A 23,606-nucleotide genomic window follows, 5' to 3' on the forward strand; every position below is an offset into this window, starting at 1 on the left:
AGGGTTCAGCGGTTTTCTGATCGGAATACTAACCTTCCAGATGCCCACACATGGACGTCTCGAAAACCATGCCCGACCGCAAACAACTCCAGCGAGAGGGCTACGCCCTGCTCCACCAAGCCATCCCGGCCGAATGGCTGGACCACCTTCGCGCCGTGTTCGATGCAGGTGTGAGGCCGTCGGAGCAATGGCCCGTGCCGCGTGACAGGGATTGGCGCTATTCGATGCTGGACGATGACCCGAAGATCCAGGCCGTGTGTCGGCTGCCCCAGCTTTTGGCGGTCGCGGGCGAGTTGATCGGCGAGCGGTTCTTCCTTTCGCAAGTGGAAGGACGCGAGCCCGTTGCCAATGGCGGCCACCAGCAGTTGCACCGCGACTTGTCGGCCCAGCGGCCAGGCGACATCGCCGTCGCCCTGGCTTTTTTTGACGATTACGGCCCCGAGAACGGCGCGACACGACTCGTTCCTGGCAGCCATCGCCCCGTGTCGGACGCACTACCTTTCGACTTCCACGACGAGTCACGCTCCGTACAGCTTTCCGGCCGTGCCGGTGACATCCTCGTGTTCGATGTCGATCTGGTGCACGCGGGCAGCCTGAACCTGACCGGCAAACGCCGACGCTCCATTCTGATCAGCTATTTCTCAGAGGCGTTATACGCGTCACACCTGGAAACCGTGGGGCTGCGCAATATTCGCATGGACACCCATGAGCGATTCGAACCAGGTTTCAGATCAGCCGATCCACAACCCGCGCATTCCACAACGCCCGATATCGCTCCCGCCACCCTGGACTCCCCTTGTCCAGCCACTCCAATGTCGCCTCGATACTCTCAGGACTGATCATGAAATGATTGATGTGCTCTTCGATCCGCTCTTGCGATAGAAACAGCGAGTCCAGGTAACCGTTGAAAGAATCGGCCAGCACCACGTACTCATCGCCCTGCTGACGGCGCCCAGTCCAGGCAGGCAAGCCCGCCACCATCGCCGCCACGTCCTGACGCCCTTCCCGCAGATCCAGCAGCAAGATACTCGCACCGCCGTCGCGACCGATCGGCAGCAATCCCGTCGTGGGGAAACCGGGCTGAGTGCGCAGTTGCTCCAGTTCAAAGGGGTTGGATTCATACCCTTTGTCCGGATCCAGCCCGTACAGCGAAAAACTGAGCAATTCCTCATCGCCATTGGCCGACCTGGCCAGCACATCGTATTCCAGGTAGGCGCCGTTGCAGATCTTGAGAAATTCGCGATAGTCGCCCGGCAAGCGGGCGCCGAGGCTGGCTTCGAGTTGCGCGATGGCATGTTCGGTGGCGCCTTCACGGGTGTCGTCGAGGATGAGTCCGCGGTAGTCAGTCATTCAACATCTCGCAATGGTGTTGGGGCCCCGCTGTCAGTAATCTTCAGCGCATGCAAGCACTTGCGAGCCGTTTCGACGAAAGGCGTGACAATCAGGCCATAAACCGTCAGGTAGCGCTGCTGGTCCTGTTCTCCAGTGCCGAAACGCAAGGGCTCGGGCTGGAACCGGGTGACGTAGAGCGTGCCGAACATCCAGTCCCACAGCGACAGATTGATGCCGAAATTGCGGTTGAAATGACGAGGGGCATCGCTATGGTGAATCTGGTGCTGGGCCGGGCTGTTCAGCACATGTTCCAGCACGGGTCCAAAGGACAGCCAGACATGGGTGTGACGCAGGTTCGCCGCCAGGCTATTGAAGATGAACACCAGGTACGTCACGCCGAACAACGTGTAGCGGCTGACCTCACCGCCACAAACGTACAGGAAACAACCCGCGAAGAGGCCCAGGCAAGCAATGACGCCAAGCTTCTCGGCGACCTTCTCCACAAAGTGCACCCGACTCGCCGTGGCCGGCACCAACACGGGCGCCGAATGATGCACCTTATGAAACGCCCAGAGCCAGCGCGAGTGAAACGCCCGGTGCACCCAGTAATGGGCGAAATCCTTCACCAGGAAAACACCTAGCCCATAGACCAAGGCGAGCGCAAGATTCTCGCCCAGTCGCGGACGCGCGCCCCACAGGTTGCCGAAGAAAGCCGCGTAGTCCCCGGCGCGCAGGATGTACGGATCGACCAGGTGGACAATCGGCAATACCAAGGCAACCTTGAGAACCGCCCGGATAAGGTAGTAGCGATAGTCCAGCAGCGCCGAACGATGCAGATTCACCCGACTGCCACCAATGAATTGCCAGAACGAACGGGCGTCGGTCAGGCCATGGCGCTTCCTGTAACGGAACAGGCCATAGGCGACACCGTAGGAAGCGCAGAGAAACAGAATTCCGAACCGGCCGTTCAAGTTGAAAATGCCGAGGAATTGCTGGGTGATGGGCCCGATTACCCATGCGCTCAGGTAGTGATAGACAAGGGAGAACGCATCCACGAATGCCAGCCTCTGCCGAAGGAGGGGTATTGTAGATCAGCGGGTTGGGACAGGCTTGGGTTTTCAAATATCTAACGGGTCGCCAGACCAGATCGACTCCAAAAGGATGAATATGACATTGACCGTCGAACGTTTGGTCAGCATAGCCATGACCAATCCAATCAACGCCTGCATCACCGCGCGCCTGCCTTCGCTCGGTTTGAACCAATGCATGCTCACCGCAGGCTGCCTGTTCCAGGCCGTTTGGAATCATCAGTCGCAGCGGCCAACGGCCTGGGGCTTGAAGGATTACGATGTTTTTTACTTCGACGCTGACCTGTCCTGGGAAGCCGAGAATGAAGTGATCAACGCCGCCCAACGTCTTTTCCAGGATCTCGACGTCAACATCGAGGTCAAGAACCAGGCTCGCGTTCACCTTTGGTACGGCCAGCGGTTTGGCAAGCCCTACCCTCAGCTTCAGTCGGCCAAGGATGGCGTTGATCGCTATCTGGTTGCGGGTACGTGTATTGGACTGGATGTTGAAACGGGTGAGGTTTATGCGCCCTACGGCCTGGACGACGTGGAGCAAGGCATTCTTCGTATCAATCCAAAGAATCCACAGCCAGATTTGTTCGATGAAAAGGCGAAGAGTTATCAGGCTCGGTGGCCGTGGCTCAGGATTCTGGAGAAAGGATGCAAATCTCCATAATCTATTAAGACTACGCATGTACTTGCTGCCGCCTTCGCGAGCAGGCTCGCTCCCACGGCAGATCGGCGGCGGATAGCCGCTCCCACCTGGGCTCATTCGGATAAAAACGGGCGTATCTTTTGCGCAGCTTCGTTCCTGGACCACTCCTCACGCGTCAGCTCCCAAACCTCCTTGAGCAACGACCCACAAACAAAATCCCCCTGCTGCGTCCCGATCATGCGCATCCCCTCGCGCTCCGAAATCCTGCGCGAAGCCAGGTTGCCCACCGCCTTCGGCACTCGCATGACCGGACGCTCCAGCGCTTCAAACCAATAGGCATTGATCGCCTCGCAAGCCTCGCGCATGTAGCCTTTTCCCTGCCACTGCGGCGCCAGCCAGAAACCTCGGTTGTTACCTGGCTGGTCGTACAGGCTGATGCTGCCGATGCATTGCGCGGGATCTTCGATAATACGGATCATCCAGTGCCACTCGCGTCCGGCGGCGACAGCAGGCAGCGCATGGTCACGCACGTAGGTCAGCGCGCCGTCATCCGGGTAGGGCCAGGGCACGCGACTGTCGAGGTAGCGGACCACTTCCCAATGTGGGAATAGCCGTTGAATTGCCGGTGCGTCCGTCAGTTCAAGGGGCGTGAGGATGAGGCGGCGGGTTTGGAACGTGGGGATGGGGTCCAAGGCGAATTCCTTTTCTAACGTTATGACGTCCTGTGAGCGGATGCTGCCAGCGTAGGTCCGATAAACCAAGCTGCACATCCAGCCACGGCGAACGCCAATCACATCGTTTCGCGGCCTACACTGGATACGCTCAGTATCATGAACCCTATAAGGACATCGCCTTGCGACAAATTGCCCTCAGCGATAGAAAACTCCGAGGTATTCCCCGCCGTCTCCGCGCGCTGGAGCGCTGGGCCGCGAAATTTGACGGCCAGTTCTACCCTCACGTCCATAAAAGCGAGCGCTACGCGCATTGGAAAATCCCAGTCATCAGTTCACTCGTTCAAGGTCCGCAGGCGCAGATCGAAGTGCAGGCCTTCTGTATTCAACAGTTGCTGGAAGCAGCCGAGCATCTTTCCCGTGCGGCGGATCGCAGCCAAGGCTATTACCGCATCGCCTGCCTGCTGGTTTGGCCCTGGGTCCACCAAAGTGAAGTTACAGTGTTCTACGACCGTGATTACTACTTGAGCTTCCTGGGACAGCACAACTCCCTTGCGCCATTGCGCTTGAGCGACAGACTTGCCTTGGATGTGCCCGAATACTTCATCGAGCATGGACACGATGTAACCCAGAGCGACGATGAAGTCGACGTTCATTGGTGGTGCATCGGGGAGCCTGCCTGACAGTGAAGACACACTCAAACCTCATCGCCGGTTTGACCCTGGCGATAGTCGCGACGCTGAGCTGGGCGTTGAACTTCATTGCGCCCTACGTCACCGGCGCCTACACCATTTATGACCTGCTGATCGTGCGGTTCCTGATGGCCGGTGCCCTGGGCCTGGGTGTGGTGGTGCTCTATCGAGCCCAGCTTCGGCGCCTGCGCCGTAATCAGGTGCTGCTGGCTGCGAGCCTGGGCGTGATCGGATACCTCGGCTATAGCGCATGCATCGCCGCCGGCATCATTTTTGGCGGGCCGGTGCTGACCCCGGCCTTTATTGGAATGGTGCCGGTGTTGCTGGCGCTGTTGGGCAACGCCACGGCCAAACTCTCCCGTGGCGCAAACTGGCAATCCCATTGGTTTTCTTGACGGTTGGACTGCTGCTGTCGAATCTCGGCGCTCTCCATCAACCCGTTGCAGGTGATGGTGCGTGGCTGATGGGTTTGTTGTTTTCAATCGGTGCCGTGATCTTGTGGCTCGCATTCAGTTGGTTGAACCAACGCGCCTTGCTGAAGCTGCCACCCCATGCGTCAGGCGTATGGACCGGCCTCATGATGGCCGGTGCGGGAGTGGGAACCTTGTGCTTGTTACCGACCGTGCATGCGTTGGATCTGCTCAAACTGCCCAGCCGGGGTTTCAGCTTACCCATGGCGGGACAGTTATATCTCTGGGGCTTCGTGATCGCGATGATGTCATCGGTCATCGGAGCCTGGGCTTGGAACGCCGCGTCCCGGCGCCTGCCCATGGTGCTTTCCGGACAATTGATCGCCTTGGAGTCGCTGTTCGCGACCCTACTTGGCTTGTGGTTTCATCATCGGCTGCCGACGCTCCTGGAGGCGTCAGGTCTTGCTGCTGTGCTTATCGGAGTCTTCATGGCGGTGCGGATCATCCTGACGACGCGGGAATCGACACCCGTCCCCGCCCCTTGATCAGCAAGTAATTGCCCTACCCCTTGTCCGGCCCTTTGGCTGCCTTCGTGCGGCCCTTCGAGGTCACGACGTTGTATTCACCGGCACCGGCCTCTTCCACTGAATAGGCGGGCGAAGCGTTCTCGTGCAAAACGTAATGAGCTGAGGTTGTGTTGACGGAAAGCGGGACAGTTTCAATATGAGCCGCCACCTTTGCCGAGGTCGCTGACAAGAAAGCACTCGGCTCCATCCCAAACCGCTCTGCCAGCGCATAAGCCATCTTGTGACTGATAGGCCGATCGCCATTGAGTACTTTGGACACCGCTGTTTTGTCACCGATTTCGGGAAGGTCTGAACCGGTGAGTCCGTGCGTCTCCATCAGGTCCTTGATCAGTTGCACAGGCGTGCAGGTCGCCTCAAAAGCAGCATTCGATTCGCGAAACTGGGCGGAGTCGCGCTGGTAGGCCAGGATTTCGTCCTCAAGCTCAACGAGAATCCGCTCCTCGACCTTGCTCAGCTCGCGCCCGTCGGTGAGTTCATCGAGCAAGTCCGTCGCGCGTTCATAGTCGGCGGGGGTCCTGATGCCGTGTACAAACTCACCGCGCAGGCGATCCAGTACCGCGTGCAGTTCGCCAAGCGTCGCGATCAGGGTTTGGAAGTCGTTACGGGCTGCGCTCATCGTCTTGTCCCTTTGTTTCTTGCATACCAACCGTTGGCAACGTCGTAATCGGCATGGGTGTAGATGTGTTTGACGTAGAACTTCTGCCGGGCATAGTTGACGCCGCCTATCACCCTGAGATTATTGCCGCCTACGTCGATCACCACCCAATTCATTGCGGCCCTGGGCTTGAACAAGTCAACGCCGTGGGTACCGAAAAGCTTTTGCAGGTCCGCAAATGCCTTGGGGCGCGCCATCCTCAAAATGCGCAGGCAACGATCAAGACTGGCCTTGTCGTTCGGGTACCGAATCGCAGCGTCGTCAAAACGTGAAGGCGTGAGTATATCCATGGGCGTCCTTGTCTTTGGGCCGATGGTACTCTAGTTGTGTTTTTTAACAACTCTGATTGATTGGCAGTAGCGGGACGCATGCTGTGGCACTTAGGCGATTCGCGCCGGCTGCATTGGGGCCAGCGGGTTATCGCCTACACATCCAGAGACAAAATGAACCCCGCCGACCCAACCCGCCTGAAAATCTGGCAACCAGCGCCCCTGAAGGGGCAAACCTTTTACCCCGTCACACACCCCTGCGGCACTCTTCCTGCAAAACTGTCCACCAGGCTCGCCACCACCATCTCCCCCATCCGCGTGCGAGTCTGCAATGTCGCACTGGCGCGGTGGGGTTGCAGCACGACTTGTTCATTGCCGAACAATGCCTCAGGCACGTGCGGTTCCTCGACAAACACATCCAGCGCCGCACCGGCGATGTCTCCCGCGGCCAGCGCTGCCACCAAGTCGGCCTCGTCTACCAGTTTCCCGCGTGCAACGTTGATCAGGTAACCGCCCTTGCCCAAGGCACGCAGCACCTTGGCATCGATGATGGCTTCAGCCTTGTCGGCGGCCGCCGCGAGGATCAGGGCGTCGCTGTCGCGGGCCAGTTGCTCCAGGTCAGCCACGAAGGTGTGGTTCACGTCGCCCATGGGCCGCAGGTCGGTATAGCTGATCGGGCAACCGAACGCGGCGGCTCGGGTTGCCACGGCGCGACCGACCCGGCCCATGCCGACGATGCCGATGCGCATGCCGGACACCTGCCGCGCCAACGGCAGCGGTGCCAGTGGCGTCGGGCTATGGGGCCACTGACCGGAGCGCACGTAGCGGTCACCGGTGCATACCCCGCGACACACGGCAATCAACAAGCCAATGGCCAGGTCGGCGACGTCTTCCGTCAGCGCTCCAATGGTGGCTGTCACACGGATTCCGCGATCCCGGGCATAGGCCAGGTCCACCGCATCAGTGCCCACGCCGTTGACCGCAACGATTTCCAGCCTGGGCAGTTGCGCCATGAGCGCTTGGCTGATGCCCGTGTGCCCACCAGTGACCACGCCGCGAATGTTGCCGCCGTGCTCGCGCAAATAGGCGGGTTTGTCGGCCTGTTCGAAATAGCGTCGAACAGTGAACAGCTCATTGAGCTGGGCGTTTATTTCGGGAATCAGGATCGGGCTGAGTTGCAAGACTTCTGGCTTCATAGTGACCTCGTGACGAATTGGAAGGCGGGCTCAACCGCGACCGGCAAACGGCATGGCCGTGGCCATGACGGTCATGTTCAGGACGTTGGCCGACAGCGGCAGGCCGGCCATGTAGCGCACGGCATCCGCCACGTGCTTGACGTCCACCATGGGTTCCACCGCGATGCTGCCGTTGGCCTGGCGTACGCCCCTGGTCATGCGCTCGGACATTTCGGTGAGGGCGTTGCCGATGTCGATCTGGCTGCAGGCGATGTTGTACTCGCGCCCGTCCAGGGCCAGGGATTTGGTCAGGCCCAGCACCGCATGTTTGCTCGCGGTGTAGGCGCTGCTGAACGGTCGTGGGGTGTGCGCCGAAATCGAACCGTTGTTGATGATGCGTCCGCCCTGTGGTTGCTGTCGGCGCATCAGGCCGAAGGCGCCACGGGCACACAGGAAAACGCCGTTGAGGTTGGTATCGATCACGTTTCGCCACTGCTCAAACGTCAGTTCATCCAGCGGCACGGCGGGGGCGTTGACCCCGGCGTTATTGAAGATGACGTCCAGGCGTCCGTAGGACTCTTCTATGGTTGCGAACAGCGCATCGACGCTGGCCGGATCCCGCACGTCAGTCGGTACCGCCAGCGCTACGCGCCCCTCGGTTACCGCCAGGTCGACCAACGCCTGCAACGGTTCCGCGCGGCGTCCCGCCAGGACCAGGGTGTACCCGTCCTGCAACAACCCCAAGGCCACGGCGCGGCCGATCCCGCTACCGGCGCCGGTCACCAGGGCAACTTTCAAAGTGTTCGACATGTTGTGTATTCCTTTTAAAAAATCGGTACGGCGAGGCCAGGTTCAGGGGCGCGGGCCGACGCGCACTTCCAACTGCCCGACGCCATCGATGCCGGCGTTGATCACGTCGCCTGGATGCAACACATCAACACCGGACGGGCTGCCCGTCATGATCAGGTCGCCGGCCCGCAGCGCCACCGATTGGGAAATCCTGCTGATCATTTCACTGACCGACCAGATCTGGTTGTCGAGACTGTCACGCTGGCGCTCCTGGCCGTTGACGCTCAACCAAAGCTCGCCATCCGGATGCCCTGCCTTGGAGACCGGCACGATGGCGGTCATTGGCGCAGCGCCATCGAACACCTTGGCCCCTTCCCAGGGCAGGCCGTCGCGCTTGGCCGCCAGCTGGACGTCGCGTCGCGTCAGGTCAAGCCCGGCCGCGTACCCCCAGACATACGCCAGGGCCTGGCTCTCCGGGATATTCGCACCGCCCTCGCCGATGGCGACGACCAATTCGATTTCGTGGACGAACGCCTCTGTCATCGTCGGAAAAGGCACCTCCCCGACCGCATCGATCACACAGCTGGACGGCTTCATGAAAAACACCGGAGGCAGGCGGTTCTGGCCGCCCTGGGCGTCCGGCCACGGATAATTGCGACCGACACAAAACACCCGGCCAACGGGAAAACGCTGAGAGGTGCCGAACACCGGCAGGGCGACGGGCAAATCCGGAGTAAAGACGTATTCGGGCATGTTCATCCTGTTGAAAGTCCTGTTGGAAGCATCAGCGTACGGCGGCAATTTCCGACAAAGTTGGACGAATGCCGCCTCGTATTGGAAAAAAACAGTTTTTTCCTGTGCTCAGCGCGCCTTCAATTCGATGCGATACAAACGGCCGAGCAGCAAGGAATAAGACAAGGTGCCGACCAGCGCCACGCCACCGATGAACCAGAAGGCCAAGGCAAACGAGCCGGTCTTGTGGACGATCGCGCCGATCACGATGGGCGTGACGATGCCGCCGATGTTGGCGGCCAGGCTGGTTATCCCACCGGTCAGCCCGATCAGCTCCTTGGGGGCGACTTCCGACACCGCCGCCCACGAGGAGGACGCGATCCCTTGGGCGAAAAAGGCGACGGTCAACACCGCAATGCAGATCACGTTCGAGTCGGTGAAATTCACCAGGACGATGGACATGCCCAGCATCGATCCCACCACCAGCGGCAACTTGCGGGCGAACGACAACGAATAGCCGCGGCGGATCAACAAGTCGGAAATGATCCCGGCCAGCAGGATGCCCACCGTCGCGCCCACGAACGGCAGCACGGCGAAGATCCCGGCCTTGATCATGGTCAGGTGACGCTCCTCGATCAGATACGTCGGGAACCAGGTCAGGAAGAAATACAACGCCGACGTGCTGGCGAACTTGCCGATGCAAATCGCCCAGACCTGGCGGTAGCTGAACAGCTCGACGATCTGCCGCCAGTTGAACCGGGTGCGCTCCTGGCTGCTCTTGACCAGCCCTCCCCCGGCTTCGATGTATTTGAGTTCTTCTTTGCTGACCTTCTTGCAGTTCATCGGGTCGCGGTACAGGTACAACCAGGCGATGCCGAAGACGATGCCAAGCGCACCGGTGCTGTAGAAAACGTGCCGCCAATCGTAGGTCGTCGCCAGCCAGAGCAGCGCTCCGGTAAACAGCGCCGTTCCCAAATACTGGCCACAAACGTAGATGCTACTGGCCAGGCCTCGTTCCCGCGCGGGAAACCACACCGTGACCGCCCGGCTGTTTGCTGGAAATGCCGGGGCCTCCATCGCACCGACAGCCAGCCGCAAGCCGAACAGCGAAGCAAAACCCGTGGCGAAACCCTGGCACACGGTAACGGTGGACCAGCTGATCAGCGACACCCCGTACGTGAACCGGGAACCGAAGCGATCGGCAATGAAACCAGCGGGCACCAGGGCCAGCGCGTAGGTCCAGGCAAACGCGGAGAAGACCAGGCCCATTTCGATCTTGTCGAGCCCCAGGTCCTTGGCCAGGAATGGCGCGGCAATCGAAATATTCACCCGGTCTATGTAGTTGATGATCGTTGCGATCAACAGCAACGACAGCATGAACCAGCGCCGCCGCGACGGCAGTCGCTCGGGCACCACGGCATCCCGGGCGCCGGCAATACCCGGCGGCGCAGTGGTCTGGGAGGTGTGTGAATTCGACATGAGGGGACCTCGTTATTGTTAGAAGGGTCGAGATATTGCGGACAGCCGAAGCCATTGCCCTCGATCTCCGGGGCAGGACAATCACAACGTGATGGGGGCTTGGTCAGCCGTTGTCAGGCGTTCGCAGCGGCCAGGCGACAGCGTTGGCCAGGAGGATCGGGGAGCAGTGGGAGGACATTCATGATGGGCGCACCTTGGGTTGTTTTTGGATGGGTCGGGTTGCGTTGCCCCAACAGTGGTCGTACAACCAATCGAAATCAACCTGAGCGTTAGATCATTTTTTCCTGCAAAAACAACGTTGGACAAACCTGTCCAAAAAAAACGGTGCATACGGCAACCGCCGGTAGTGTTTTATTATCCTAATAAACCTTTGTTTTTTAAGTAAAAAACCCAACCATTATGAACGTAGCCATTTTGGACAGCTTCTCCAATCGCCTCCCTCTACAAAAAGCCCCCTTCCCGGATGTCATCGTATAACCACTTGTAAATCTCACGTCCCCTTGGCCACAATCCGGTCATCAAGCGCTTGTCGAGGATTCCAAGGCGATGTCATTACCGAACCGAGTCCCCACCTACGTCATGCAACAACGCAGCGAATTGACGGACTTCTATATCCGCGACAAAAAAGGACGACGCGCCGAAACCAGCCCGCACCGCCACGAATATTTTCAGATCCAGATCAACCTTGGCGGCGACACCGTGCAACACATCGGCAACGTCCAACGGCCGTTCCCGCGCAACACCCTGGCCTTCATCCTGCCCCACCGGGTGCATGTGATTCCGCACCCGGTGGACAGCAATTTCGTGGTGATCAATTTTTCCCAGACCTTCCTCCTGCCGCATTTGCAATGCGACCCGATGGACCTGGAAGAAGTCTCGATTCTGCTGGCGCCTGAACTGTCGCCGTTCCGCTTCCAGGAACACCTGGACTTTGTCCTGAGCGACGAGGCATTCGCCCAGATACGTGCGCTGATCCAACAGATGCGTGCACTGGACGAGAACCGTCAGTTCGGCACACGCGAGATGCTCAAGGGCTTGCTGCTGCAACTGATCGGCAGCGTCTGCGCCTTGTATGCCGAACCGCTCAAGCGCTTGGCCGAAGAGAACGCCGCCGAAGTCAGCCGGCGCGATGCATTGGGCAGGATGTCCGAATACCTGCGCAAGAACATTGCCGACCCCGACCTGAACCTGATCAAGGTGGCTGCGGCGACCTACCTGTCGCCGACGTACCTGACCCACTGGCTGCGCAAGGAAATCGGCAAGACCTTCACTGAACTGGTACTCGAACGCCGGATGCATGCGGCGCGCAACTACTTGCTCAACGGAACACGGCCAGTGGGCGAAGTGGCGAGGTTATGCGGCTTTGCCGACGAGGCTTACTTCTCCAGGCGTTTTCGCCAGATACACGGCCAACCGCCAGGGCAGTTCAGGCGCCAGCAGTTGAATCCGGACAGTCCGCAGTTGCCGTTGAATACCTGAACCGCAGCGTCATGTTTCGGGCGGATCACTGGTGTGCGGGTTCTACGCGTCGCATGAGATCATCCAGCACGTAGGTGTCCAAGGACGCCGTTACATCAGTGATTTGCCCATTCTTGAACGTCATGTGCCATAGATAGGTGTTGTTGTAGGGTTTCTGATCCAGCGCCGTGGCCCTTCCGTGCCAAAGAACAACCACGACGTCATCCTCGGCAACGATGCTTTGCACCGTGGGGACAATCGGCGTTGCCAGTCGCGCAGTGATTGACCGCACGACTTGGGCCAACTCGGCCTTGCTGGCGTACACACCGGAAACGGGGCTCGTCCCTGCCACGGTCCATCTGGCATTGGGCGCCAACAGATCGAACACCGTGCCTTTGCCCTGCTGCCAATTTGTGAATGCCTCGCGCACCAGCGTCGCATTGGTTTGCTGGGTTGAAGTTTGCGACGCCCCAGCGATCGCTGTCGAAAGTGCTAGGCAGATGGCGATGGCATGAAGATGTAAGACTGAACTCATCGATAGTTTCATGATGTCTCTCGCAGCAATGCTATGGATTAAGGCTCTTTAAAAAGAACCTTAACGACATGCGCGCAGAAACCTTTGCTTAATACTGCTCGACGCTTGCCTGATGCTATTCGAGCCTGGTCTTAGCCATTCAGGACGTCTTCATAGAACGCCAGCGCAGCCACGTTTTTATCCTTCGCTTCCAACATGATGTCGAACCGGTCCAGAAACCTGAGGGCGTACTGGTTCGTCCAGCGATTCCACATTTGCGCGCTGTGGCCATACAGGTCTCGTTTGGACACGACCTTCAACAAAGCATCCATCTCAAGCTTGTCGTCTGCGTCGAAACCCAGTTCCTGTAGCCGCTCCGGAGGTTGCGAGTAATGCATGGTGGGCCGGACGCCACGCCAACTGTCGATGACGCGTTGGACTCGCGGGGAATCCGGCGCGATGTAGTCGTTCTCATTGATCCAGCCGTGATGAATGTCCAGCACGACGGGCGCAAGGTCGGCGAGTTGCAGACAATCATCCACGCCGTAGGTCTTTTCCTCGTTTTCAAACGTGATGCAGTTGCGCGCCACCTCCGACAAGCGCGGCCAGACCGAACGTATGCCCTCGCCCCCCAGCCGCCCGGCAATGTGCACGTTGCATTTGAAATCCTGGAAACGCCGACCGAAGCCCATCATCCGGATCATGTCGGCGTGGTACTCGAACTCGGCGAGGCTGTTTTCCACCACTGGCGGTTTATCTGAACCCAACACACAGTACTGGCCGGGATGAAAGGACAGCCGGATATCCGCTGAACGCGCCAGGTCGCCAATGGCGGCGAAGCGTTTGGCAAGTTGGCGCTGGATGCCAGGGTCTCGATAGAAAGCGCTCACCTTCGGATGACTGTAGAACGGCAACAGGTCGCTGCTCAGTCGAAGCATGCGCAGGGTCGGTGGCAGCTCGGCGACGTAGGCGATGAGGCGCAGCTGCGCGTCGAGATTATGCGTGACGATTTCCAGCAGCTTGTCGCGGGCGATTTGCGCGGAGACGCTGTCCATCCAGCGTAATGTTGTGGTGCGGGGGTTGAAGGGGGCTTCGATGGTCTTTAGCGCAGCCGCAGAAAGGCTGCGATCAGGGTGGCGGTATTGGCAGGCGAAGCCGATGCGGGGATGGGTCATGGGAGGTCCTGGCCGTTGAGTCCGTGTCGGCGGTAGACATCCTGGTGGTTGAGTCGTCGTTTTGGATTGGCTATTGGGTGATGAAGCTCATCTGTATGTTGCGCCGGGTATCGCTAATCAGGCCCCGTATTCCCATATTGTTCCCATATCGCCCTTTTTCAGACACCAAAAACCACAAACCCCCGACTTTCTCTAGGAAAATCAGGGGTTTGTGTATGCAGAATGTGGCGGTGAAGGAGAGATTCGAACTTAACGCATCTTCCGACCAACAAGGCCCGTACTACGGGGCTTTCAGCGTGCATAGTAGTACAACCCAGTGGTACAGTTGAGTGGTACACACGACCAGCAAGGTGCCACATGCCAGACAATCTGATTCAGAAGAAAGGTGAATCCACTTGGTATGTGAGGATGGCCGTTCCGCCCTACGCACAAGATGCGCTAGGGCGAAAGGTGCTGGTTCAATCACTCAAAACCGGGCTACGTAGAGAAGCGATGCATCTGCGCCTTTCTATCCTTGACGCGTGGAAAGCTCAGATCAAGTCCATACGAGACGGTGTTCCGATGCCTGCTGACTGGCAGGACAACTTCCTCACGAGATTGCACGACATCGATCAGCTCGTCACCAAGTCGCAGATGGATGCGATGCGAGGCGTGGAGATCGATACGTCTGAGCCAACAGATCAAGAGCTGGAGACGTTCGCAAAACTCGGGCCGGAAATTATATCGATACTCACCGACATTCACCGGATCAGGGAACAGCAACCCAGAGGTGATTTCCGGTTCATGGAAGACATGGGGCAGTTCTCTAAACTGCTCGCGAAGGCCAAGCTCACCAGCGGGCACAACGTCACACCTGAACAAGACGCTGAAGCTTACGCTCTGATCGCTGACCCTGCGAGCCACAAAGCCAGGTCTCCCATCACCACGGCACGACTGAAGACCTACCGTGAATTCAGGGAAAGCCGAGGTGGCGCCCCGAAACACGTAGATCAGCAAGTGGGCAAAATGAAACGACTGTCAGACTTCCTCAAGAAAGAGGGACTGCCACTCAACTTTGACACGGTAGACGCATGGCTGAAATCGCTGGATCGTGCACCAGCTACGTTAGGCCAGTACCTCATGGCTGGTACTGCGTTCTGGAAATGGGCGATGAAATACGATGCGGTGTGGCGGGAGGAATACAAAGACAAGGTGAACCCGTTCATAGGACACGAGTTGCCACAGGACGGTGGATCGGAGATAGCCGGACAAAGCAGGGAAATCTACACACGAGACGACACGCTCAAGCTGCATCAAGCCGCGTTAAAAAACAATGATCAACCGCTGGCCGACCTCATCACACTTGGTTGGTACACAGGCGGTAGGATCGAAGAATTGTGTAGGCTCACCAAAGACAGCGTGATCACTGTTGATGGCATCCGGTGCTTCGACTTCCCTAGAAGCAAAAGCAAAGCTAGTAAGCGCGTGGTGCCGATACACCCAAGCTTGTTATCCATTGTGGATCGACTCAGCAACGACTCCACAGACAGCTACCTGATCCCCATCAAGGCAGTCGGACCCTACGGCAAACGCTCGCACGCAATATCAAAGGCCTTTAGCAGGCTGCGCATAGCAGCGGGCTTCAGCAAGCTCCATGTCTTCCACAGCTTTCGACACACCATAGTCACTGAGCTGATCAGAGCTGACGTGCCAGATGCCTTGGCGAAGGAATTGGTTGGACACGAAACGGGGTCAGTAACCCACGACGTGTACTCGAAAGGTGCGAGTACGAAACAGAAGCTAGCGGCAATATCCAAGCTTCCCACCCTAACGACCGACGCCACCTAGCCACCCATCGCCCACAGATTGAAAAGCTTTGCCTGTACCGATACTGTTCATTTGTACAGTATTTGGTGTGATGGCAATGCATGACGATCTGATCGATGACACTGGTTTTGAGCTTGGGCTACCTAGCCGTGAGGAGATGCTTAAGCATCAAGTGGACATACTCTGTTCAGACCTGGAGCTGACCCGCCGCAACCTCAGAGCATCCCACAGGGAGCTTGCAGGGCTGATCGTCATGTACCGGGGGGCACTGAAAGAGATTGGGACGTTGAAGGCTGAGAACGAGAGGCTGAGGTGGACGCTGAGTGACATCTACCACAGGCAAAGCCAGGAGGCGACCAAGAAGATTGGGTATGCCTACGGGGACCACACACCTAAGGCCAATCCGTCGGCGTGATAGCAAATAGGCATAGCAACCGCTAAGCTATCCGTAGACAAGGAGCGGCACATATGACGGAAGAGCTAGATCGAACCGACCATCTGACGGTCATGCAGATGACAGCCGCCAGCAAACTAGACTACTTCATTCTTGGGGTAGCTTTGGCAATCTCTGCTTACTTGGCTCAGACAAACCCCTACGCCCCACTAGGCATTAATAAGGAAACATTTCTCCTTCTAAGCCTGCTGATCTTCGCTGCAAGTGCAGTATGCGGCTTCTTACGATTGGAGTTCAAAGTAAAGGAAATGGGCGCCTACATTCAGGTTCATGAATCTCCAACACTGGAGGGCCGCGTCAAACCAACACGTGTCACTGCGAGATATTTCAGACGGGGACGCAGGGCATACAGATCACGAAATTTTCTGCTATTAATCGGACTGGCTTGCTACGTGACTACTAAAATAGGAGCCAGCTATCAAAGTAGCGGCTGGATCATGGTGCAATAGTTGCTCTGGCGAGCTATTTATCACGACCCAACATCCGCATCGAAGGAGAGCCCAGATGAAGTCCCCATCGGATCTGAAAATACTTAAAACCATATACCGCATGTATTACAAGGATTTCGAAAACTACACCGTAGACGGTCCGAACACGAGAGGGAGTAAGATTTACGTTCCTATCGACTGCAAGAGAGTCGCTGAGAAGCTGAACGTCGATAGCGACATCGTCTTTGGAAGGCTTTACTACCACCTACAAGAAAAATATGGCTACAGGAAAGACGCTCCGTTCTTCACTATGCAAGTTAATAATGACCGCAAGTGCGTTCATTTCCCGCTTTTGGCTTCAGTCCTAGCAGGACTAGAAGAAGAAAATAGTAAGGCCCGCTGGGCAACGTATCTATCCATCGCCGCCACCGCAGTGTCACTAGTTGCGTTGTTCGCTGAAATGGCATAGGCCGTTTCTCTGAGCACCATGCCCCGCCCCAAAAATTTCAGACCACTTCCACACCAGCTTGGAATCGAGCCAGGAAAAATAATCTGTCGGTTCTGCCCGAGGGGCTAAGCGGTGTGCAGAGGGGGCAGATGGAAACGCGAGAAAAAAATAAATAAGTTGTCCGCCCTGGAGCGCTCTGTGAGCTGATTACGGACTGTCTTCCCGCACGTTTAAGCTATCTCCAAGAATGACAAAGCCCGCTCTGTGGCGGGCCTGTAGGCACTCTGAACCCGCTAGAAAACGAACTCATGGTAAGTGGCGTCAACCTCGGCCTGAGTGATACCGATGTAGGCCATGGTTACGGCGGGACTGCTGTGGTTCAGCACCTTGCAAATCAGCTCAATGCCTTTGCCGCTGCTGTACATCAGCCAACCACGAGTCTTCCTCATTGAATGGGTGCCAAGCTGGATACTCAGCTCATCGCCTACAGCCTTGAATGCGTTTGCTACAGCTACACGGCTCACAGCCTTGCCCTTGGCCCGGTTGCTATCCACCTGAAACAAAAATGTGTGATCAGGGTGTTCCTTCCTACGACGACTGATGATGGCCTTAGCTGAGCTATTGAGGTCGATAGAACGGGTTTTCCCAGTCTTAGCCTCCTTGAGTACGAGCTTATCGCCCTGGACATCGGCAAAGGTAAGACTGAGCAGGTCACTGATACGGAGAGCCGTGTTCACACCAAACCGCCATATGTCCGCATACAGCGTATTGCCTTTGGCATTGAGGGTGAGCTTACGAGAAATCGTCTCAGCTTCGCCCTCTGTTTTGACCGCTTCGACGATGTTCATTTAATTAACACTCCATGCAATTTTGACCAGATGTGTTAATTAGATCATGGCGAGAGGGCTGATAGCAAGGGATTTAAAGGCTCGGTTAATTTACAAAATAGCATTGTGTCAATTAGGAAGCCACCCTTGTCAGGATTGCCGTAGATGGTTGATCGCGTCTGTGACGGCTTGAGCATTGTCATCCAACACCTGAAGTGACGTTAGGGCGTTCTGTGTGGCGAACGCCCCGCCCTGACTCTTGATCCAGTTAGCTAGCTCCTCCAAAGCAGCAGCAATCCCATGCTGGTTATGAAGCAGAAGGGTTAGTGCATCAGCCGTGATGATGTGAGCTTCTGTATTGGTGGGCATGGCCGTTCATCCTTGATGTGGGAATGATCATCGTAGCCCAGCGATGGGCATGTGCTGCCTTGTCGGCTCTTGACAAATGCCCAGAGAGCGAAATGAGGCAACCTTGCACAAATATATAGATTACGGATGAATTATTCCATTTCCGTGCAAAAACACGAGTTTCGGTGCTATGGAAACATCCTGCTTCGCAACATAACACTCAAGCCCTTACAGAATCAGGGCCACAGGTGTGCTACAGAATTGGCGAGGGTATTCACTAGACGAGAAACCCCAGGTTTATGGAGAGTTATTTGAGGTTATTTACCTGTTCCACAGGGGAAGGCAGACACCAAAGCCAATGTGATCAACGTGGATTCGCCGAAATGAAGGCTCTCGGGATGCTCCTTCAAATACTTCACCACAATCCGCAGTGACTGGTCCTTGGTCACATTACCTTCGGGCCAACAGATGATTCGTTTGAGTTGCTTCTTAGCCTCCTGAGAATAGAGCATATGAGCGATGTCCAACCCATCAACCGTGCCGTTGATCGTGCCTAAACACATGGCTGCGTCGGTATTGTTATTGGCGGTTCCCCCGTCGAATATGGTCAATGCTTCTTGGCATTGCCGGAGCAGCTTCGAACCATCTGCCATCGCAGGAACGCCCCAGCAGCAAGCAAGCATTAGCAGAGCGAGCGATATCTTCGATTTCACGGGATCATTCCGTTGATTAGCAAGGATGGCAATATACCACCATAGGCGGCTTCTCTTCGAGTGCTCTCGCACTGAATTTAGGACACTTATGGAGGCATAAATATGGCTGGAGGCCACGTAGAATAAGGCCTGTAGCGATGACAACTCGTTGCGGCACCCCTATCAGAGATAGTAGCAGCAGGTGTGTCATCTTTTCTTTGAATAGAAGAAAGCCCCACCATTACTGGCAGGGCTTGAGGATGTATCAGAACGGTGGTAGATCTTGTGACGCCTCCCACACCGGGGCAACCATCGGACGACGATAACTGTGTTCTGAAGAATCACTATCGAGCATGATGCTAAAAGTCGCAAGCATCCTCAACGGAGTATCTTGCACGACAGCTCTCTGCACCGGGAAGCTGATCGGTGCATACGCTGGAATACGCTCCAAGACCTCTGGCGTGAAGTCACCACCAAAAGCGTTGATAGTGTCATAGTCGATAACTGGCATGTTCCTGTCTAGGAGGCTATCGAGAGCATCTTGCACATCTGCAACAGACCTGCCGTGAAGCAAGTCAAACAGTGCGCGTTCCTCAGACGATTCAATCGTCCAAGAATTTTTATAGCTCTTCAACTCATTGACACGATGCAATTCATCAAACACCTCTTTTAATTCTGGACGGTATTGGGCATGGCGCTCCAATTCATGAAAGAGAACGTCAAACGGTTTGAACAAATATGTCTTAATGGCGAATGTACTAACCGACTTACCCTGCAATTCTTTCTTTAAATTAGACATAGTCACAGTGCTCATAGCCGGTAATCCCGCAATGTACTTCCGATGCTCTGGGTTCGCTGGATCTAGGTGAGCGGTCAGCCAATCGAGATGCTGAAGCCTTTTAGAGGGCTGAAGTTTAGCAACCCGAACGATATCATCGACGAACTGTTCGCCTAGGTAAGCGATCACTCGATCAAGCACTACACTCTCAGGCTCATCCGGGCTTACATAGTTCTGAGATTTAATGCTTGATCGACTGATACTCTTACCGTGGCCGAAATACTGCGTACCGTGAGCCTTGTTCAAAGCCTTGGGAGCGACACACAAATTCTCTGGGTGAAGCAGGCCAATCGTGAAGCGTCCATCAACAGCAGATATGTGGGAAAGTTCGAAGTCTCGACGCGTACCGTACTGGTTCGCCCTGAATGCATACTTCCACAGCTCATACAACGCCACAAAAGACGCTTCGGTATGCCCACCCACCACCTCCAAGTACCCGGCCCGCTTCACTTCCCGAGCAACATAGAACATGAACGGTGTTCGTCTAGCCTTATCCAGCCGGTTGACACGAGGGCGTTTCTTGTTTTGAACCTTAGAGGAACAACTAGACTTGCAGTACAGCTTTCTAGACGAAGGGGAAACCTTGAATTGTTTTTTGCAGTTTGGATTCTTACAGTAGCGTGATTGGCGTGCGGTCTTAGTCTTGGTCGGTTTTGTTGCTGTGGTCATGTTGTGTCCCCTCTGGGTTGACTGGATTGGATTTCTTTAATGTTGCGTCACTGGCGTGGCGGCACGCTGGTGAACAGAATGGTTTGAACTTCTTCGATGCAAAGACATGGAAGCAGGTACGACAAGTGAAGTTCTTCATACTGTAACCTCCTGTAGTGCGATCTGAGTGTCGCTATTGAAAGAGACAAGCCAACGCATTGCTCCGTACCTACTCTCGACTGCATGACGCCATACACGCCTTCCTGTTTGTTGAGCGATACTGTATGCAACATGCATTGCCAGATTTGGATCACTGTAAATTGTATTCATCTTCCTTCTCCTGTTGTTTGAATGCCTGGTGGATCTTCAGGCCAATTCTTTTATCGATAAAAATGTGTAAGTCATCGCGCTCTGCACTTCGCTCTTTCTGGAGCTGGTTGTAAAAACGGAGGGCTACATCATCCGCATGAGCTTCTGCATGAGACTGAGCTAAGACAGCGAAATACGCCGCCTCATATGTTGACCGGTGGTAGACAAAACCAATCACGAAACATAAGGCGACGATCTGCACAACAGAGGCGATGATTACCGCCTTGACTATGGAGTTCATTAACTTACTGACTCTCTGAGCCGAGAGCGGCGTTAGCGTGTTGAAGCTGCATCTTCAAGGCATCATTAACTTGCAAGCTGATTTTCTTAGCGAGTTCGTTATCATCCGTATTCTTATCGGATGTAACTGACACATTGATCACCGGACTATTGTTGATGGTCTTAACATTGGTGATTGTGTTGTTTACCGTGGAAGCTCTTTGAGCATCCGTGGAAGTCACAATACCAGTGGCCTGCGGAGATCTATCAGCATCCTCTACCGCCATCCTAGCAAGCCCTTTCATCAAAGGTGTTTGCATCAACTCTTCCAGGTGTTTTGGCAACTGACTGCTATCAAGCTTTGAAGTGTCGAGGCTAGGGATAACCGGGGTCAGCGAGGATGGAACGGGAACCTTCAGTTTCTCAGCGTCACCTTTGGAGTAATCCGGCAAATCAAGCAACCAGTTGTAAAACTTACCGATTGGGCCACCTTGGCGGTGGGTGCTTCCGTTTATATCTGAGTAGTCATGCGTCCCTACCATGGCCGTATCGACGGTAGTGTCACCCGTGGACATACGCTCTTGCATGCGTTGCTGCTCCGGTTTCATCGTTCCATCTGTATTTCGTCCCGCACCGAATCGCAGCATCTGGGTTGTTAACTGGGTCAGCCCCAGGTCGAAGGATGCTAGAGTCTGTTGGAGTGGCTGAAGTGCCTCATTCAACTCACGCTCAGCTCTGATCCTCTCACCAATGACACTAGCTAGCTCTTGGTCGGAGTTGATGTTGTTCTGACCAAGATACGCTTGGTTTTCCGCTCGCTGCTGTTGAGCTGCTACGCTGTTACGGTTACGTTCAAGAGAGGGCTCATTATCCTTAACAAGGTTATCCATCGCCTTTTCATACCAAGTATAACGAACTCCCTTGCCTCCCTTGAGGTCCTTGTTATACTTAGCAAGTCCATCGGTATACTTTCTTATGCCTTTCTCCTTCATATACTCCCGCACTACATACGGCGTGAGCATTGGAAGGCGATCATTGATGATATTGGCATCGGACGCTGCCCCAGTACCATCCGAGGCCATTTGACCGAGCTGCTTATTTAGCTCGCGGTTATCATCTTTTGTTGTCCCTGCTACAGCAAATGCCTTCTGACGAGTATTCCATGTTTCTAAGATCGTGGCTTGGGACTTGCCAGCAGCGGCCATGTTGATAGCAAGCGTCCTAAAATCCTTACTAGTTTCCGTATCGATTAGACCACCGTTGTCCATCTGACTCTTGATGAAGGCTTCCCGGTAACTCTTCACTATCTCCGGGTTTCGGCTGATCGACATAAACATGTTGTTGAAGCCTTGAGCCTCAACCACTCCCTCTTGCCTTTGGGTAACACGCTCATTCAGGTATCCAACACCCCTTACAAGGCCGTACAGGGCTGCTGTAGCCCCGCTCAAGCCCAACGCTAGGCCACCAAGCCCCATACTCTCCGGCTGGGCATCACGGGACTTCCAAGAGGCGTGGCGCTCCTGCGTCATTGCGAATCGCTGGGCCTGAAACTGGTGTTTCTCCGTTGCTCGGGCCTCACGGGCCGCTATCGCTGCCTGAGATGTCGCATGCTTCTCAGCGAGTTGGATCCCCCGCTGCCTTGCCGTCACTAGCGCATGCTCGGCACGTTGTAATGCTGTGGCGTGTGAGAGTTCTTGGCGCTGTAGCTGCTGGGAACGCTCTTGCCGCCGAATCAATACATCCTGAAGCTTGGCTTCACGGAGCTTCGCTTGTTGCAACGTCGCTGTTACCTTGGCTTCTCCCTGCTTCGTCCTCAGTTTCTCTTGAAGTAGCTTTTGTTCTTTCGCTGCTGCCACTGCCTGAGCTTGTTGGGCTTTTAATGCAGCGGTTTGCAAGAAGGCCTGTTCTCGCGTTCCGGCACTTACAAGCTTTTGTTGCGCAAGTTGAGCCCTGAAAACGGCTTCCTTGACTCGGGCATGCTTCTGCTCAAGGGTGAACTCCTTATCAAGCGAACGCTGATAGGCGGCTGAGGCTTTTAACCTATCACCGCCAGTACCCTTACCGTTTATGCCGAACACCTTATTTAACTTAGCTTGGAGCGCCTCAGCCTGCTTCCCGGCACGGGTCATAGCCACTTCTGCACTCTTAAGCATTCGCAGTAATTGGTGCAGCGGACCGGTTTGGACGTCGAAGACTAACTTGCCCGTTAAGCGTGCGATTTCTTCGTTCATGACTTAGGCCCGAGGTCGAACATAACGGTTTGGCGCGCAGTGCGTAATGCCTCAGCAACTTCCTCGCGAATCTTGGTTTCCTCTGCACGAGCTTCGGCGGCAAGCTGTTCGGCTTTCAGTCGTGCGGCATTAGCCAAGTGAAGTTGAACCTCACGTTCAATAATTAGATCGTTAGCAATAGCGACCTTCTCGCGCAACTTCGTCTCAGCCTCTGCATGCAACACTTTCAGGTCCTCTTTCTGCTGGGCAGTCGGCTTCATCAGGTAGACATTGAACAGTGCAGCCCCGATAGAGGTAGTGGAAGTGGTCGAGCGGGTCCAACCTTCACTAAGCTTCGATAGCACGATGTCTAACAACTCATCGGGTCCCGTTGAGGCTACGAACTCAACAATGGCCCCCAGGAACATACGACGAGGTAGATTTCCTAAACTATCCGGTACACCTTGGAAATCATAATCGAACCCTTGAACTCGATTCATGTACAACGCTTCGGCTTCTGCCTTTACTGTCTGAATGTCAAATTTTGTTACGGTCTTCAATACTGTGTTACTCATCTGTTAATTCCTTATAGATAAATGGTTTGCCCGAATTTGGGGCGTAGTTGCTCGCTGATCAGAAATGATCAGTCGAATTAGTTT

General features: G+C 55.6%; 26 protein-coding genes and 1 pseudogene. 9 read left to right on the forward strand and 18 right to left on the reverse strand.

Translation table 11 applies throughout. The features are described from left to right. Positions 1-68 precede the first annotated feature (68 nt). A complete protein-coding gene (locus OC610_RS00750) occupies positions 69-839 on the forward strand; it encodes a phytanoyl-CoA dioxygenase family protein (RefSeq protein WP_264426114.1) in 771 nt (256 codons plus the stop codon). On the opposite strand, the gene OC610_RS00755 is transcribed toward OC610_RS00750, so the two are convergent. Both OC610_RS00755 and OC610_RS00760 read right to left on the reverse strand, forming a co-directional pair. Then, positions 727-1,350 (reverse strand): SMI1/KNR4 family protein, encoded by a 624-nt coding sequence (locus tag OC610_RS00755; RefSeq protein ID WP_264426067.1) that lies wholly within the window; start codon positions 1,348-1,350, stop codon positions 727-729. The genes OC610_RS00750 and OC610_RS00755 overlap by 113 nt on opposite strands. Continuing rightward, positions 1,347-2,387 (reverse strand): sterol desaturase family protein, encoded by a 1,041-nt coding sequence (locus tag OC610_RS00760; protein WP_264426068.1) that lies wholly within the window; start codon positions 2,385-2,387, stop codon positions 1,347-1,349. The genes OC610_RS00755 and OC610_RS00760 overlap by 4 nt, the downstream gene beginning before the upstream one ends. Before the next feature lie 112 nt (positions 2,388-2,499). Between OC610_RS00760 and OC610_RS00765 the strand changes: the two genes are divergently transcribed. Beyond that, positions 2,500-3,075: a nucleotidyltransferase family protein gene (locus OC610_RS00765; RefSeq protein ID WP_264426069.1), complete on the forward strand. Its 576-nt coding sequence runs from the start codon at positions 2,500-2,502 to the stop codon at positions 3,073-3,075. A gap of 92 nt (positions 3,076-3,167) precedes the next feature. Here the strand turns inward: OC610_RS00765 and OC610_RS00770 are convergent, their stop codons facing one another. Then, positions 3,168-3,746 carry a GNAT family N-acetyltransferase gene (locus OC610_RS00770; protein ID WP_264426070.1) on the reverse strand — a complete coding sequence of 193 codons (579 nt, stop codon included), beginning with the start codon at positions 3,744-3,746 and terminating at the stop codon, positions 3,168-3,170. Between the two features lie 161 nt (positions 3,747-3,907). On the opposite strand from OC610_RS00770, the gene OC610_RS00775 reads away from it, so the two are divergent. Beyond that, positions 3,908-4,408, forward strand: a complete 501-nt coding sequence (locus tag OC610_RS00775; protein ID WP_264426071.1) for a DUF3916 domain-containing protein — start codon at positions 3,908-3,910, stop codon at positions 4,406-4,408. Beyond that, positions 4,405-5,372: pseudogene (locus tag OC610_RS00780) on the forward strand (DMT family transporter). The gene OC610_RS00775 and the pseudogene OC610_RS00780 overlap by 4 nt, the downstream one beginning before the upstream one ends. Positions 5,373-5,388: 16 nt before the next feature. On the opposite strand, the gene OC610_RS00785 reads toward OC610_RS00780, so the two are convergent. The 6 genes from OC610_RS00785 to OC610_RS00810 all read right to left on the reverse strand — a co-directional run bounded on the left by OC610_RS00785 (position 5,389) and on the right by OC610_RS00810 (position 10,513). Next, the gene (locus tag OC610_RS00785; RefSeq protein ID WP_264426072.1) at positions 5,389-6,030 is read right to left on the reverse strand and encodes a helix-turn-helix domain-containing protein; all 642 of its coding nucleotides are present in this window, start codon (positions 6,028-6,030) and stop codon (positions 5,389-5,391) included. After that, positions 6,027-6,359, reverse strand: a complete 333-nt coding sequence (locus tag OC610_RS00790) for a type II toxin-antitoxin system HigB family toxin (protein WP_264426073.1) — start codon at positions 6,357-6,359, stop codon at positions 6,027-6,029. The genes OC610_RS00785 and OC610_RS00790 overlap by 4 nt, the downstream gene beginning before the upstream one ends. 218 nt (positions 6,360-6,577) lie before the next feature. Continuing rightward, on the reverse strand, positions 6,578-7,534 hold the full coding sequence (locus OC610_RS00795; RefSeq protein ID WP_264426074.1) for a 2-hydroxyacid dehydrogenase: 957 nt from the start codon (positions 7,532-7,534) through the stop codon (positions 6,578-6,580). Positions 7,535-7,564: 30 nt separating this feature from the next. After that, the gene (locus OC610_RS00800) at positions 7,565-8,323 is read right to left on the reverse strand and encodes an SDR family oxidoreductase (RefSeq protein ID WP_264426075.1); all 759 of its coding nucleotides are present in this window, start codon (positions 8,321-8,323) and stop codon (positions 7,565-7,567) included. A gap of 42 nt (positions 8,324-8,365) precedes the next feature. Next, the gene (locus tag OC610_RS00805) at positions 8,366-9,061 is read right to left on the reverse strand and encodes a fumarylacetoacetate hydrolase family protein (RefSeq protein ID WP_264426076.1); all 696 of its coding nucleotides are present in this window, start codon (positions 9,059-9,061) and stop codon (positions 8,366-8,368) included. A gap of 102 nt (positions 9,062-9,163) precedes the next feature. Beyond that, positions 9,164-10,513 carry an MFS transporter gene (locus tag OC610_RS00810; protein ID WP_264426077.1) on the reverse strand — a complete coding sequence of 450 codons (1,350 nt, stop codon included), beginning with the start codon at positions 10,511-10,513 and terminating at the stop codon, positions 9,164-9,166. 546 nt (positions 10,514-11,059) lie between these two features. On the opposite strand from OC610_RS00810, the gene OC610_RS00815 reads away from it, so the two are divergent. Then, positions 11,060-11,992: a helix-turn-helix transcriptional regulator gene (locus tag OC610_RS00815; RefSeq protein ID WP_264426078.1), complete on the forward strand. Its 933-nt coding sequence runs from the start codon at positions 11,060-11,062 to the stop codon at positions 11,990-11,992. Positions 11,993-12,017: 25 nt separating this feature from the next. Here the strand turns inward: OC610_RS00815 and OC610_RS00820 are convergent, their stop codons facing one another. Further along, positions 12,018-12,518 carry a nuclear transport factor 2 family protein gene (locus tag OC610_RS00820; RefSeq protein WP_264426079.1) on the reverse strand — a complete coding sequence of 167 codons (501 nt, stop codon included), beginning with the start codon at positions 12,516-12,518 and terminating at the stop codon, positions 12,018-12,020. Between the two features lie 119 nt (positions 12,519-12,637). Further along, on the reverse strand, positions 12,638-13,660 hold the full coding sequence (locus tag OC610_RS00825) for a UV damage endonuclease UvsE (protein ID WP_264426080.1): 1,023 nt from the start codon (positions 13,658-13,660) through the stop codon (positions 12,638-12,640). Positions 13,661-14,017: 357 nt separating this feature from the next. Here OC610_RS00825 and OC610_RS00830 point away from each other — a divergent pair, with 357 nt between their 5' ends. The 4 genes from OC610_RS00830 to OC610_RS00845 all read left to right on the forward strand — a co-directional run bounded on the left by OC610_RS00830 (position 14,018) and on the right by OC610_RS00845 (position 16,817). Beyond that, complete coding sequence (locus OC610_RS00830) at positions 14,018-15,487, forward strand: site-specific integrase (protein WP_264426081.1); 1,470 nt, start codon at positions 14,018-14,020, stop codon at positions 15,485-15,487. Between the two features lie 76 nt (positions 15,488-15,563). Continuing rightward, the gene (locus OC610_RS00835; RefSeq protein WP_264426082.1) at positions 15,564-15,881 is read left to right on the forward strand and encodes a hypothetical protein; all 318 of its coding nucleotides are present in this window, start codon (positions 15,564-15,566) and stop codon (positions 15,879-15,881) included. A 53-nt stretch (positions 15,882-15,934) separates the two neighbouring features. Next, entirely contained in the window at positions 15,935-16,369 is a 435-nt protein-coding gene (locus tag OC610_RS00840; RefSeq protein ID WP_264426083.1) for a hypothetical protein, read from the forward strand. Positions 16,370-16,424: 55 nt separating this feature from the next. Further along, positions 16,425-16,817: a hypothetical protein gene (locus OC610_RS00845; RefSeq protein ID WP_264426084.1), complete on the forward strand. Its 393-nt coding sequence runs from the start codon at positions 16,425-16,427 to the stop codon at positions 16,815-16,817. A 272-nt stretch (positions 16,818-17,089) separates the two neighbouring features. On the opposite strand, the gene OC610_RS00850 is transcribed toward OC610_RS00845, so the two are convergent. From OC610_RS00850 to OC610_RS00880, 7 genes are all read right to left on the reverse strand, one after another. Beyond that, the gene (locus tag OC610_RS00850) at positions 17,090-17,644 is read right to left on the reverse strand and encodes a tyrosine-type recombinase/integrase (protein WP_264426085.1); all 555 of its coding nucleotides are present in this window, start codon (positions 17,642-17,644) and stop codon (positions 17,090-17,092) included. A gap of 129 nt (positions 17,645-17,773) precedes the next feature. Beyond that, on the reverse strand, positions 17,774-17,992 hold the full coding sequence (locus tag OC610_RS00855) for a hypothetical protein (RefSeq protein WP_264426086.1): 219 nt from the start codon (positions 17,990-17,992) through the stop codon (positions 17,774-17,776). 296 nt (positions 17,993-18,288) lie between these two features. Further along, positions 18,289-18,684, reverse strand: a complete 396-nt coding sequence (locus OC610_RS00860) for a Rap1a/Tai family immunity protein (RefSeq protein WP_264426087.1) — start codon at positions 18,682-18,684, stop codon at positions 18,289-18,291. A 244-nt stretch (positions 18,685-18,928) separates the two neighbouring features. Then, positions 18,929-19,972, reverse strand: a complete 1,044-nt coding sequence (locus tag OC610_RS00865; protein ID WP_264426088.1) for a hypothetical protein — start codon at positions 19,970-19,972, stop codon at positions 18,929-18,931. Positions 19,973-20,459: 487 nt separating this feature from the next. Continuing rightward, complete coding sequence (locus OC610_RS00870; RefSeq protein ID WP_264426089.1) at positions 20,460-20,759, reverse strand: hypothetical protein; 300 nt, start codon at positions 20,757-20,759, stop codon at positions 20,460-20,462. 4 nt (positions 20,760-20,763) lie between these two features. Beyond that, the gene (locus OC610_RS00875) at positions 20,764-22,968 is read right to left on the reverse strand and encodes a hypothetical protein (RefSeq protein ID WP_264426090.1); all 2,205 of its coding nucleotides are present in this window, start codon (positions 22,966-22,968) and stop codon (positions 20,764-20,766) included. After that, positions 22,965-23,522, reverse strand: a complete 558-nt coding sequence (locus OC610_RS00880; RefSeq protein ID WP_264426091.1) for a hypothetical protein — start codon at positions 23,520-23,522, stop codon at positions 22,965-22,967. The genes OC610_RS00875 and OC610_RS00880 overlap by 4 nt, the downstream gene beginning before the upstream one ends. Between the last annotated feature and the right edge of the window lie 84 nt (positions 23,523-23,606).

The sequence above is a fragment of the Pseudomonas agronomica genome (genome assembly GCF_025917275.1).
Taxonomy (GTDB): Bacteria; Pseudomonadota; Gammaproteobacteria; order Pseudomonadales; family Pseudomonadaceae; genus Aquipseudomonas; species Aquipseudomonas agronomica.